Genomic DNA, 12,617 nt, shown 5'->3' on the forward strand with positions numbered 1-12,617 from the left:
AATCGCTTTATTATCGAATTTGGTGACCGCCTGAACGGTCACCTGTAATGGGGTGGGCAGTTACACAGATTTATTTACAGGCTCTGATAATGCGGCATGTCCTATTGTTGAATCCCTCCAACCTGCTCCTCGTCAATAAAAGGCATTGGACTTGACTCCGTACCTTGGTACGGGACTTACACTGATTTCACTAGGTCAATAAAGTGGAGTCGGCGATGGCAGGAAAAGAGTCATTCACCAACACAAGGCTACCTATCATCGGTGGCATTACCGCTGCCACCGTCGCCAGCCTGTGTTGTGTTGGGCCTTTTGTGCTCCTGTCACTGGGTATCAGCGGGGCCTGGATCGGTAACCTGACTGTATTGGAGCCCTACCGTCCCGTATTCATCATGCTTGTTATGTTGTTGCTCGGTTGGGCTGGCTGGCAGGTTTATCGACCGGTCGATACCTGTGAACCGGGAACCGTCTGCGCTGTGCCGCAAACTCGGAAACGGCGGCAAATGGTTTTCTGGATCGCTGCAATCGTGGCGCTGGTGCTCGTCACCAGCACCTACTGGATTCCTCTGTTCGCATGAACACTCTGGAGCTAACCATGCAGAAAATCATTCTCGGTCTCGTATTCACCATCGCCAGCTTCTCGGCCTGGGCCAAGCCACAAACCATCACGCTGGATCTGCCAACCATGAACTGTGCCATGTGCCCGATCACGGTCAAAAAGGCACTCACCAAGGTCCAAGGCGTAACAAAAGCCGAGGTCAGTTATGAGCATAAGCAAGCCGTAGTAACCTTTGAGGATTCCCTGACCAACGCTGACAGATTGGTCGAAGCGACCACCCATGCCGGTTATCCATCGACCATCGTGAAAACGGAAACACCATGATGCCAGAGGTGATTTTGCAGTCCGAGCTGACTTGTCCCGAATGCGGCCATAAAAAAACAGAATCCATGCCCACCGACGCGTGTCAGTGGTTCTACGAGTGTGAGCAGTGCCATGTTTTATTGAAGCCGAAGCTCGGTGACTGCTGTGTCTACTGTTCCTATGGCTCGGTACCATGCCCGCCCATACAGTTCTCACAAGGCAATAAAGACACAGGAACCTGTTGCGGCGGTTAAGTGGACCTCGCAAATCTGCATGTCACTCACCCGGTTAAGTCGATGATTTTCCAGTATCAATCCACCTTCAATGATCTCTGTAAGATTAAGGAGCGAGCCTTGGTAAGGCCTCTCTATCAAAACGGTTTCCAACCGACTGTAATTTTTACTTCTCTTGACTCTATAGCGCTATAGAGTTTACAATTGCGATCAATAATCATTAGCGATTCATGAATAAGAGAACACCGAGATGTTTGATTGCAGATTGCAACGCCTGAAACGAGCCACCCTTCATGCCATCATATTTCTGATGCTGCCACTTTCTCTATCTGCCGGGGCGAATGAAGCTGAGATCCCAGACAACGTTACTCAACTCCGGCAACTGGCACAGCTCGCTGAATACATAGGCGTTGATTATGCCGAAGCGGTGAAAAACGGTCAGGTAATTAATGACAATGAATATCAGGAGATGGTGGAGTTTTCACAACTGATTGTTAGCAAGAGCTCGCTGGCCGCCACTGCTGATGCAGAGTCACTCGCAGTGCAAGCAATGGCATTGCAGAGGGCCATCCATGATAAGAAAGGTGTTGATGAGATCCGTCAAATGAGTGCCAGCCTACGCGGCACATTGTTGGGATTGATGCCACATTTATCCCTGCCGGAACGGATATTACCTCAAGAAAAAATCCGGCCGGTATTTGAGACTAACTGCGGATCTTGCCATGGAGTATCTGGTCAAGGTGACGGAGTGCTGGCAGCACAACTCGATCCCGCACCCACGGACTTTACCGATAAAGAGCGGGCATTAAATCGATCAATTTTGGGTTTATACGACGCCATTACCAATGGCATTGACGACACCGCCATGCCATCTTTTCAACAACTAACGGAGCAAGAGCGTTGGTCGATGGCATTCTATGTCGGTGGACTCGCTTTTCAATCCAGCGAACCTACTCACAATGATTTGAATATTACCAAACTGCAGCTGATTAATCACAACCCACTGCAACTGGCAGCAGCACGCCCTGATATAACCCTACAAGCTTTGGAGAGTTTACGCGCTAACCCCTCGGCATTATTCAAGGCATCCCAAGATCCCTTGGCAATCACATGGAATCGACTTCAAGCCGCCCAAAAAGCGCATCAGAAGGGAGATTTTTCAACCGCAAGTGAACTCGCCGTCAGTGCTTATCTGGACGGTTTTGAACTGATTGAAAACAGCCTCGATGCGCATGACAAAGCACTGCGCCAATCCATCGAGTCCAACATGATGGCACTACGACAATTGACCAGCCGCCCCGACGTAAACGGAGAATTGGGTGCGCTAATGGCGGAGACGCGGCATTTGTTGGATGACGCACAACGTTTGTTATCAGAGTCCACCTTGTCCGAAGGAGCTTTATTCACTGCTAGTCTGGTCTTATTGTTGCGCGAAGGCCTGGAGGCATTGCTGGTTATCATTGCCTTAACGACGGTTTTGATAAGAACCGGGCGTCGGGATGCGCTTAAATATGTCCACATAGGCTGGATTGCGGCATTACTTGCCGGTGGTGCCACCTGGATCGCCGCTCAATCGTTGATCACGATCAGTGGTGCCAATCGTGAAATCATGGAGGGAATTGCCGCTTTATTGGCCGCGTTGGTACTGCTCTATGTTGGGATCTGGATGCATAGCAAAACCCAGGCTGCACAATGGCAAGCCTACATTCAGCAACATGTCGATACCCAACTTAAGTCTGGCACCTTGTGGGGGCTGGTGGCGTTGGCATTTGTGGCGGTTTACCGGGAGGTGTTTGAAACCGTATTATTTTATCAATCGCTGTTAACGCAGGCGGTATCAACCCAATATTCTTCTGTTGGTGGTGGCTTTGCGCTCGGTTTGTTGCTGTTAGCCATATTGGCGTGGGTGTTGATTCGCTTTTCCGTCAAGCTGCCGATCGCCAAATTCTTTTCAGCCACCACCTACTTGCTGCTAGCGCTCGCATTTGTCCTGATGGGCAAAGCTGTGTCGGCATTACAGGAGGCGGCCATCATCGGTATGACGCCATTACCTGTGAGTTTTGAGATTGACTGGATTGGCGTCAAATCCACCTGGCAAGGCGTGCTTGCGCAACTTTCGGTACTTCTGGTTTACCTGGTATTTTTAATACTATCCAAATCAAAACGCGCAACATCACCGCCGATAACACAGGCGTCCGATTTCAAGCGCGTAAGTGTTACCGCTTCTGATGCTGATTAGTGGTTAACGTTTGCAAGATGCCGCACTGTTCGATCGTCCTTTCACTGGAGCAGCTGCGGCGAAGTACTTTCAAATGCTCGCGCAGCTGAACCAGCTCCTGAATGCGCGTTTCCACTTGTTGAATGTGCGTATCCATCATGCGATTGACTTGATCACATTGCGCACCCGGTGAGCGTTTTAATGTGAGTAGCTGGCGGATCTCGGACAAACTGAGATCCAGGTTACGGCAGAGCTTGATAAATAGCAGCTGTTCGACAGCAGCTTCATCGTAAAGTCGAAAATTGCCGTCACTACGCTGTGTCGTGCACAGCAACTGTTCTTTTTCATAGTAACGGATAGTTTGCACCGAGCAATCCGTCTTTTTTGCCAGCTCGCCAATCTTCATTTATTCAATCTCTGTGCTTGACTCTATAGTAACTATAGAGTTTAAACTGCCCACCTTGGATAGAACAAGGGTTTTTTATGACGACCACATGCGGTGGCAATTGCCAAAATAACGCGACGGAGAACACTCCCCAAATTGCCGAAGTACACGACGCTTCTCATGGCGGCTTTGTTAGTGAGTATCATGTCCCCAAGATGGACTGTCCTTCAGAGGAAGGCATGATCCGTATGGCGTTGGACAGTGTGCATCCTAAAGTCACATTGGAATTCGATACCCCCAAGCGCAAGGTGAGTGTCTACCATGGTGATAACGCTGACCTTATTAAAAAAAGAATGCAATCAGTCGGTCTAGGCGCGAGACTTGTCAGTACAATGCCCGTCGCCAGCGAGTCCATCGCCCGTGCGCAGGCGTCTGCAAAACAGGAGGCAGAAAGAGAAGCTGGCATTCTCAAGTGGCTACTGGCAATCAATGGCATCATGTTTGTCATTGAAATTACTGTCGGCTGGTGGGCGCAATCCACTGGTTTGATTGCGGACTCCCTGGATATGTTTGCTGATGCCGCCGTCTACGGCGTGGCGCTGTATGCCGTAGGGCACAGTGTGCGGATGAAGTTGCGTGCAGCCCATTTTTCCGGTTGGCTTCAGATCATTCTCGCCTTGGGCGCTTTGGGCGAGGTGGTAAGGCGATTTGTATTGGGTAGTGAACCGGTTTCCACTTTGATGATGAGCTTCGGGCTTGTTGCCTTGGCGGCCAATGTGACCTGTCTGCTGTTGATTGCCAAAAGCCGGGATAGCGGCGCCCATATGAAAGCCAGCTGGATTTTCTCCGCCAATGACGTGATTGCCAATCTAGGGGTGATCCTTGCCGGTGGATTGGTGGCCTGGACGGGCTCACGTTATCCAGACTTGGTGATTGGCCTTATCATCGGTTTGATTGTGTTGAATGGTGCGCGCCGTATCTTGCAGCTCAAGTCCTGAGCCGAGCACAATATGAACAACAAGCAATGGTCTTTTTTTGATAACTCGCCAATAAAAATCCTCGACCTGGCTCGCTTTGATAAGCGGATAACAGGTAAACGAAAGGCGCTGGGACAATCGGGGATTGAATCCGTAATCAAGGGTGGACTGCTTCGCAGTTTATTCCATTTCATTGGGGTTATGTTCGGTTTATGAGTCGAAAAGCACTGTCTTATCTGCTGTTACTCTTGATTGCACTGCAATCAGTGACAGCTATGGCTGACGTGCATCCCATTAATTATTCGGATACAGCCCCTTATTCCTCTGATTTCATCGATGGCTCATCATCGGGAGTACTGGATAGCTCGACCGCTACTGATCCCACTGATCAGAATATGTCCACTGACTGCCTGTTTCATTGCCATCACCATGGCTGCCATTGCCATGTCTATTTATCCGGTAACCTGACTCACCCAAACTTTTTGCATAAACATTCGTTGCATAACGACTCTCAAGCCCTCATTCCCGAGGCCCCATCCTCGTCGCTGTACCGCCCTCCAATCGCCTGATTTTACCGATTATGTTTTTTCTGTGTTGCCGTTATCGTTGCAACGCGCGGTTTGAATTATCTTAAATAAGTAGGATCTACCATATGCTATCAATACGTACTGCGCCGGGTTCTGGCGCTTTTGGGCGGAGGAATATCAAAAGCCGCTGCATTCTGTTCAGTTTATTATTTTTTATTTCTTCGTCGGGGCTTAACGCCGCACCTGGGGACTCAACGATCACGCTGACCAATGCGGTGCAGCGCGCCTTGTCACAAAACCCGTCTTTAAAAGTTTTTCCCTACCGCTACGCAGCCCTTCAAGGGCAGGCCGAAACAGCCGGGTTAAGACCGGCGTATGAGCTGGGATTTGACGCTGAAAATGTCGGGGGCACTGGGGACTTCAGCGGCGCAGGTGGTGCTGAACTCACCATTGCGCTGTCTTCGGTCATCGAAATGGGGGATAAGCGCGCGGCACGGCAAGGCGTAATCTCCCACAGTCGGTCGGTGCTCAATGCCAGCCGACAGGTGGAATCCTTGGCCTTATTGGGCGAAGTCACCCGCCGTTACGTCGATGTGCTAGCAGCACAGGAGCAGGTCACCCTGGCTGGCGAGGCCGCCCAATTGGCGAGCGAGAGCTTACGCATTGTGAAAAAGCGGGCTACGGCGGGAGCGACACCCGAGGCGGAAGTCAAACGGGCACAGGCCGCTGCCGAGCAAGCGAAGCTCGCTTTGCTTTCGGAGCAGCAACGGCTTGCTTATTTGAAAGTGTCGTTGTCTGCCCTGTGGGGGGTAACCTCACCGGACTTTGACAAAGTGGAAGGTGATCTATTCCAGTTTGGCGAGGACGTGGCATTCGACCTGTTGTACGCCAAAGTTGAAAAAAATCCTGCGATAGAAGTATTCGCAGCAGAGTCCCGCCTCAAAGAAGCAGAAATACGCCTTGCTCAAACCCAATCCAGTGCCGATATCAGTTGGTCGGTGGGGGTTCGTCGCTTGCAGGAGACCGATGACACCGCATTGGTAGCGGGTTTCAGCATGCCGTTGTTTTCCGGCAAGCGAAATGTCGGCGCCGTTTCGACCGCGTTGGCCGAAAAGAATCAGGTGTTGGCAGAGCGCGATGTAATGCTGCTGGATCTACACACGCAACTGTTCCGGGCTTTTCACAACCGCAAACAAGCCATTGTCGCGGTCAAGGCGCTACGTACCGCGATCATTCCCGCCCTTGAGCAGGCCCTGGTAGAAACACAGGCGGCCTATCAACGCGGTCGCTACGGGTATCTCGACTATGTCAGCGCGCGGCAGGAATTATTGAGCGCCAGGCGCACCCAGATCGAAGCGGCCGCAGCAGCCTTAACCTATGGTGCAGAAATTGAGCAGCTAACAGCAGAGCCCTTGGCCTTGACGCAGTATGGCGAAGACAACACATTCTCAGGAACCCCACAATGAAATCAAATACCCAATTAAAAAAATCAATTGTCCATCTACTTACGTGTTGCTTCGCGATCACCCTGTTGTCCGGACAAACTTTCGCCGAGACGGGTCACGGAGAAGAGGAAGAGCACGGTGAAGAAGGCCACGTCGAGCTGACCCAGGAGCAGATAAAACATGCCGGCATTACGCTGGCAACCGTTACCTCGGGCACCATCCGCGATGTTTTGCCAGTATATGGCGTCGTCGCCACCAACGCAGAGCGTGTACAGTCGGTAACGGCACGCTTCGACGGCGTTATTCGGGAAGTTAAAAAAAGTGTTGGTGATCCGGTTCGTAAGGGCGAAACCCTGTTGACCGTAGAAGCGAATGAAAGCCTGAAAACCTATTCGATAGTCTCTGCACTCAATGGCGTTATTACCCAGCGCCACGCTAACCCTGGCGAGCAAGCCAGCGATACCCCGCTGTTGGTAGTGCAGGATTTCTCCACGGTCTGGGTAGAGCTGTCGATTTTTCCCAAGGATGTTGCCCAGGTTGAACTAGGCCAGCAGGTTCGCATTCTCAGCCTCGATTCAAGCCGAATTGCGGAGGGAAATATCATCTATATTGCGCCGCTTGGGCAGGATGGCAACCAGGCCATTATGGCGCGCGTTTTGATCGACAACCCGAATGGCACCTGGAAGCCTGGCCTCTTTGTCAACGCGCAAATCACCCGCGCCGAAATAGCCGCTCCAATGGTGATCCGCAACGAAGCCTTGCAAATCGTCGAGGATAACCCTGTCGTTTTTGTTCGGGGTGAGGAAGGTTTTGAAGCACGTACAGTGACTTTGGGGCGAACCGACGGTGAGCTAACCGAAGTGGTGGCAGGTCTGTCCGCAGATGAAGTGTATGTCAGCAAAAACAGTTTTATTTTGAAAGCGGAATTGGGTAAAGGGGAGGTTGGCGATGATGATTAATAGCTCCCTGAAAGACATTCTGGATTCCATCGGCCGGAGCAGCATTCTATCGCCGCTCAACGAAGGAGTGTGTGATGATCGATAAACTCATTCAATTTTCCATCGCACGCCGCTGGCTGGTGATGTTTCTGGTGCTGGTAACGGGCGCCCTGGGTGTCTGGAACTATCAGCAGCTACCCATTGACGCGGTACCCGATATCACCAATGTCCAGGTGCAAATCAATACAGAAGCCCCAGGCTACTCACCGCTGGAAGTGGAGCAACGCATTACCTACCTGGTAGAACTGGCGATCACGGGGTTGCCCTATGTTGAGAGTACCCGTTCGATATCACGCTATGCCCTGTCTCAAGTGACCGTGGTGTTTGAAAAAGGCACGGACATCTATTTCGCCCGCAACCTGATCAACGAACGATTACAGCAGGCGAAAAGCGAGATGCCTGCGGGGATCGAACCGGTTATGGGACCCGTTGCCACAGGTCTCGGTGAAATCTTTCACTATGCGGTGCATGCAAAACCGGGCGCCTTGCAAGAAAACGGTGAGCCGTATGATGCGACGGCCTTACGCACCTTGCAGGATTGGGTGATCCGTCCCCAGTTGCGTCTGGTTCCTGGCGTCACCGAAGTCAATACCATTGGCGGTTTCGAAAAGCAGTTCCACATTACCCCTGAGCCTGCAAAGCTGCTGGCCTACCAGCTCAGCTTCGACGATCTGGTGGCGGCATTGGAGAAAAACAACGCCAACATCGGTGCCGGATATATCGAAAAAAATGGCGAACAATACCTGATTCGTGCCCCCGGACAGGTAGCTGACATCCCGGCGATCGAAAAAATCATCGTCGCACGTCGTGACGGCCTACCCATAACCGTGGCTGACGTGGCCGAGGTTGGATTTGGTAAGGAACTTCGCACCGGTGCTGCGACACTCGACGGTGAGGAGACAGTACTGGGTACCGCCGTTATGCTGCTGGGCGGCAACAGCCGGACGGTTTCCCAGGCGGTGTCGGCCAAGTTACTGGAGATCAATAAAACGCTGCCTGAAGGCGTGATTGCCGAGCCGGTTTATAACCGTACGGTGCTGGTCGATAAAACCATTGCCACGGTACAAGCCAACCTGGCCGAAGGCGCGATATTGGTTGTTGTCGTGCTCCTGGTCATGCTGGGCAATGTCCGGGCGGCCTTGCTTACCGCAATGGTGATCCCTTTATCCATGTTAATGTTGATGACAGGCATGGTGCAAACCAAGGTCAGTGCCAATCTGATGAGTTTGGGTGCGCTCGATTTTGGCTTGATTGTGGATGGCGCGGTGATCATTGTCGAAAACTGCATTTTGCGCCTGGCCGGACGCCAGCACCACCTTGGGCGCACCTTAAAGCTGGACGAACGTTTTCAAACGGTGTTTGCGGCCACCCGCGAGGTATTTACACCAAGTCTGATCAGCGTATTGGTAGTGATTCTGGTGAACTTACCCATCCTGGCGCTAACCGGCGTGGAAGGCAAAATGTTTACGCCCATGGCCATGGCGGTAATCATGGCCTTGCTGTCTGCGTTGGTGCTGTCACTCACCTTCGTCCCTGCCGCCGTGGCGCTGTTTATGACGGGGCATATCGAGGAGAAGGACAATTTTATTGTTCGCCACTCCAAACGGTTTTACGCCCCGGTTTTGGCGTGGGCACTCAAATTTCGCGTACTCGTATTGTCTGCGGCCCTGATCTTTGTGGTTTTGGTCGGCGCACTGGCAACGCGGATGGGTACGGAATTTATCCCGAATCTGGATGAGGGCGATATTGCCATCCAGGCGCTGCGAATACCGGGTACCAGTCTCACTCAATCTCTGGATATGCAGTTTCAATTGGAAAAAGCGGTGCTGGAAATCCCTGAAGTTAAAACCTACTTCTCGCGCGTCGGCACGGCCGAAGTCGCCAGCGATCCCATGGGGCCGAACATTTCCGATGGTTATGTCATGCTCAAGGATCACAGTGAATGGCCCGATCCCGATAAAACCAAAGCGCAGCTGTTGGAAGAAATTGGTGAGAAACTGTCGTTGTTGCCGGGAAATGCCTATGAGATCAGCCAGCCGATCCAACTTCGCTTCAACGAGTTGATTTCAGGTGTGCGTTCCGATCTCGGGATCAAGGTGTTTGGTGACGATTTGACGCAACTGCTTAAATCGGGCGGCGAAATCGCGGCGGTATTGAACGGTATTGAGGGCGCCGAAGAGGTTAAGGTCGAGCAGGTGTCCGGCTTGCCTATTCTGTCCATTAATGCCGACCGTTCAGCCATGTATCGTTATGGCTTGAATGTCGCCGATGTGCAGGACGTAGTTGCCGCCGCCACGGGTGGTGAAGAGGCCGGCCTGATCTTTGAGGGCGACCAGCGGTTTTCGATAGTGGTGCGAGTGGCCGAGGGCATAAGGGGCGACTTGCGCGCGTTGGAACGTTTGCCGATACCGCTGCCAGAGGGCGGCTACGTACCGCTGCGGGAAGTGGCCAGTCTCACGCTGGCCCCTGGACCTAATCAGATCTCTCGCGAAAACGGCAAGCGGCGACTGGTTGTCAGCGCGAACGTTCGCGGTCGTGATTTGGGTGGTTTTGTGGCTGAAGTTCAGGGCAAAGTTGCGCAGCAGGTGAAATTGCCGCCCGGCTATTGGCTGGAGTATGGAGGCACCTTTGAGCAACTGCAATCGGCCTCGCAGCGGTTAAGCCTGCTTGTCCCCGTCACTTTGGTGATGATTTTTGCACTGTTGATGATGACCTTTGGCTCAGCAAAAGATGCGGCATTGGTCTTTAGTGGCGTACCGCTGGCGCTGACCGGTGGCGTTATCGCCTTGTGGTTACGGGACATCCCCCTCTCGATTACCGCCGGTGTTGGGTTTATTACTTTATGCGGTGTATCGGTACTGACCGGGGTCATGATGGTGTCGGCCTTTCGGGATGAGCTCAATCGCGGTGAATCCGTCGAGCAGGCGATTCTGGGCGGCGCCATGTTGAGATTGCGGCCGATATTGATGGTCGCTCTGGTGGCCGCATTAGGTTTCCTGCCGATGGCACTCAATACCAGCACCGGGGCGGAAGTTCAGCGGCCACTGGCCACGGTAGTCATCGGCGGCATTATCTCATCCACGTTACTCACTCTATTGGTACTTCCCGGCCTTTATCGACTGGCTTGGCGAAAGCCAAAAGAGATTGATGACAACGGCGATCCGATCGCTCAGTGACACCCTCAGGATCGCGGCACCCAACCGATTGTCGCGATCCATCCAACAGCAATGACGACACTTTTTTGGAGTATTCACATGAAACAAATTACCGCTTTTATACATCACGTTCGGTCCGCTGATGTCATCGACGACTGCGTGACGCGGGTTACAAAAACCTATCGCTACTCGACATCAAGGGTACTTTGAAGCCCCTCGGGGAGCGGTAATTGGCCTATTCTGCCGAAGCTGGCGTGGTTATCTCAGAAGTACAAATCTCTGGTCTGTGATGACAATCAGGTGGATGAGGTGACGGCTATCATACGCAAAACCGGGAAAATCGGACCCAACATATCCGGTTGGGTATACGTCACCCCTGTCGAGCAAGCGCTACCGATTGGAGGAAAAGAAAATTAACTTCATGGCGAACTCTAACCCGACAAACACCTTTTGTGGTTGGCTGTGTCTTTCCGGTTTGATATTACTGATGGACCAGGCGAGTAAGTATGCCGTTGAGCGTACGATAGAGTACGGTGAGCGCGTGGAGATTAACTCAATTCTTAATATCGTACACATGATGAATCCTGGGGCTGCATTCAGCTTGCTAGCTGATGCTGGTGGCTGGCAACGCTATTTCTTTATTGCATTAGCCTCTGGCGTATCGGTTTGGTTGGTTTGGACAATGCGGCGGCGTCCAACCCGGCTTGAAGCGGCGAGCTATTCGATGCTGCTTGGTGGTGCATTGGGCAACCTGGTTGATCGTGTATGGCGTGGATCGGTAGTGGACTTTCTTGATTTTCACTGGAGCTATTCTCATTGGCCAGCATTCAATCTGGCTGATACAGCGATATTCATAGGGGTATGTATTTTTATTGTGAATACCATAGGTAGTAGGAATCATCAAGTTCATGATGAAGGCGATAACAGCGACCATGAAAACAACAAAGGAATGAGGTAAGTGGAGAACACGCTCCCGCTGTGGCATGTGGAGCGTGTTCTCGGATTTATCAATTACTAAATAACCTCATGTCTTGTCCCGTCGAAAAGGCTGCATCAACTGTTGCCAATAGTCAGCTGGATAATTCGGCGTTGAAGCGATACCAAGATCTTTAGTACCGATCGTTCGTTCAGAGTCAAAATAAGCCGTTCCCAACAAGCGATCCGTCAAGGTGGTAAAAAGCCCGAAGTTCACATCGCCTTCTTCTGCCGTATTTAAGTGGTGGAAACGATGCACCGCGTTGATTGCGAGAACCCTCCTCAGCGGTCCAGTAAAATACGCCACGTTCGAGTGCTGCAATAGTAACTGAAGCACTACTGCAACCACCAACAACATCAGGACATTTTGTGGCACTCCTACAAAGAGCAATGGTGTCGTTCCTGCGACGGTTTCTATCAATTGATGCAATGGATGTTTCATAAGACCATTAAAACCGTATAGCCGTTTTACGCTGTGATGAACGGCATGAAGGCGCCACAGTGAAGAGAGGCGATGACTGGCAAAATGCGCCAGGGTGATGCCAACATCAGAAATGAGGATCGCCAAAAGTAACTGGAAAGCCAGCGGCCACCCGGAAGGCCATATCGGTGCCAAGACCAGCAAGCCACCAAATAACGGGAGTACAGCAACGCCAATAACATTAAGTGACTCGTTCATGAAGGCGTGAAGCAGATCGCGTCGCTGATCTTGTTGCGGTTCATTAAACGCACGATCATAGGGTGTCAGTTTTTCGGTGGCGAAGAGCCTGTAAACCAAATTGTGTAACTGCCCACGACTGAGTAACCTTTTTAAAAGGATGCCATCGTGGGTATGCAATTGGACC

Annotated in this window: 12 protein-coding genes; 10 read left to right on the forward strand and 2 right to left on the reverse strand. The window is 51.8% G+C overall.

Going from position 1 to position 12,617, the window contains the following annotated elements:
* Positions 1–215 precede the first annotated feature (215 nt).
* The 4 genes from I9W95_RS09960 (at position 216) to I9W95_RS09970 (ending at position 3,331) form a co-directional block, all read left to right on the forward strand.
* Positions 216–575, forward strand: a complete 360-nt coding sequence (locus tag I9W95_RS09960; protein ID WP_015485718.1) for a mercuric transporter MerT family protein — start codon at positions 216–218, stop codon at positions 573–575.
* Between the two features lie 17 nt (positions 576–592).
* Complete coding sequence (gene merP / locus I9W95_RS09965) at positions 593–880, forward strand: mercury resistance system periplasmic binding protein MerP (protein WP_050660120.1); 288 nt, start codon at positions 593–595, stop codon at positions 878–880.
* Positions 880–1,113: a GDCCVxC domain-containing (seleno)protein gene (locus tag I9W95_RS18510; RefSeq protein ID WP_276667984.1), complete on the forward strand. Its 234-nt coding sequence runs from the start codon at positions 880–882 to the stop codon at positions 1,111–1,113. The genes merP and I9W95_RS18510 overlap by 1 nt, the downstream gene beginning before the upstream one ends.
* Before the next feature lie 229 nt (positions 1,114–1,342).
* The gene (locus I9W95_RS09970) at positions 1,343–3,331 is read left to right on the forward strand and encodes a cytochrome c/FTR1 family iron permease (RefSeq protein WP_075274246.1); all 1,989 of its coding nucleotides are present in this window, start codon (positions 1,343–1,345) and stop codon (positions 3,329–3,331) included.
* Here the strand turns inward: I9W95_RS09970 and cadR are convergent.
* Positions 3,309–3,716: a Cd(II)/Pb(II)-responsive transcriptional regulator gene (cadR, locus tag I9W95_RS09975; protein WP_025265560.1), complete on the reverse strand. Its 408-nt coding sequence runs from the start codon at positions 3,714–3,716 to the stop codon at positions 3,309–3,311. The two genes, I9W95_RS09970 and cadR, sit on opposite strands and share 23 nt — an antisense overlap.
* 77 nt (positions 3,717–3,793) lie before the next feature.
* Between cadR and I9W95_RS09980 the strand changes: the two genes are divergently transcribed.
* From I9W95_RS09980 to lspA, 6 genes are all read left to right on the forward strand, one after another.
* The gene (locus I9W95_RS09980) at positions 3,794–4,693 is read left to right on the forward strand and encodes a cation transporter (protein ID WP_025265561.1); all 900 of its coding nucleotides are present in this window, start codon (positions 3,794–3,796) and stop codon (positions 4,691–4,693) included.
* A gap of 12 nt (positions 4,694–4,705) precedes the next feature.
* Positions 4,706–4,888 (forward strand): hypothetical protein, encoded by a 183-nt coding sequence (locus I9W95_RS09985; protein WP_037431559.1) that lies wholly within the window; start codon positions 4,706–4,708, stop codon positions 4,886–4,888.
* Between the two features lie 436 nt (positions 4,889–5,324).
* The gene (locus I9W95_RS09990; RefSeq protein WP_225674410.1) at positions 5,325–6,665 is read left to right on the forward strand and encodes a TolC family protein; all 1,341 of its coding nucleotides are present in this window, start codon (positions 5,325–5,327) and stop codon (positions 6,663–6,665) included.
* Entirely contained in the window at positions 6,662–7,603 is a 942-nt protein-coding gene (locus I9W95_RS09995) for an efflux RND transporter periplasmic adaptor subunit (protein ID WP_225674412.1), read from the forward strand. Before I9W95_RS09990 ends, I9W95_RS09995 begins: the two co-directional genes overlap by 4 nt.
* A gap of 74 nt (positions 7,604–7,677) precedes the next feature.
* Positions 7,678–10,818, forward strand: a complete 3,141-nt coding sequence (locus tag I9W95_RS10000; protein WP_225674414.1) for an efflux RND transporter permease subunit — start codon at positions 7,678–7,680, stop codon at positions 10,816–10,818.
* A gap of 400 nt (positions 10,819–11,218) precedes the next feature.
* Complete coding sequence (gene lspA / locus I9W95_RS10005) at positions 11,219–11,755, forward strand: signal peptidase II (protein ID WP_225674415.1); 537 nt, start codon at positions 11,219–11,221, stop codon at positions 11,753–11,755.
* Positions 11,756–11,821: 66 nt separating this feature from the next.
* Here lspA and I9W95_RS10010 read toward each other — a convergent pair.
* Positions 11,822–12,617 (reverse strand): sterol desaturase family protein (locus I9W95_RS10010; protein WP_225674417.1); only part of this gene is annotated, 796 nt, incomplete at its 5' end.

It is taken from the genome of Thalassolituus marinus (assembly GCF_020320395.1).
Lineage (GTDB): Bacteria > Pseudomonadota > Gammaproteobacteria > Pseudomonadales > Oceanobacteraceae > Venatoribacter > Venatoribacter marinus.

Bases quoted from the DNA above. Each gene is read 5' to 3' on its own strand.
- I9W95_RS09960 (WP_015485718.1), top strand. From the start codon at position 216: ATGGCAGGAAAAGAGTCATTCACCAACACAAGGCTACCTATCATCGGT.
- merP (WP_050660120.1), top strand. From the start codon at position 593: ATGCAGAAAATCATTCTCGGTCTCGTATTCACCATCGCCAGCTTCTCG.
- I9W95_RS18510 (WP_276667984.1), top strand. From the start codon at position 880: ATGCCAGAGGTGATTTTGCAGTCCGAGCTGACTTGTCCCGAATGCGGC.
- I9W95_RS09970 (WP_075274246.1), top strand. From the start codon at position 1,343: ATGTTTGATTGCAGATTGCAACGCCTGAAACGAGCCACCCTTCATGCC.
- cadR (WP_025265560.1), bottom strand. From the start codon at position 3,716: ATGAAGATTGGCGAGCTGGCAAAAAAGACGGATTGCTCGGTGCAAACT.
- I9W95_RS09980 (WP_025265561.1), top strand. From the start codon at position 3,794: ATGACGACCACATGCGGTGGCAATTGCCAAAATAACGCGACGGAGAAC.
- I9W95_RS09985 (WP_037431559.1), top strand. From the start codon at position 4,706: ATGAACAACAAGCAATGGTCTTTTTTTGATAACTCGCCAATAAAAATC.
- I9W95_RS09990 (WP_225674410.1), top strand. From the start codon at position 5,325: ATGCTATCAATACGTACTGCGCCGGGTTCTGGCGCTTTTGGGCGGAGG.
- I9W95_RS09995 (WP_225674412.1), top strand. From the start codon at position 6,662: ATGAAATCAAATACCCAATTAAAAAAATCAATTGTCCATCTACTTACG.
- I9W95_RS10000 (WP_225674414.1), top strand. From the start codon at position 7,678: ATGATCGATAAACTCATTCAATTTTCCATCGCACGCCGCTGGCTGGTG.
- lspA (WP_225674415.1), top strand. From the start codon at position 11,219: ATGGCGAACTCTAACCCGACAAACACCTTTTGTGGTTGGCTGTGTCTT.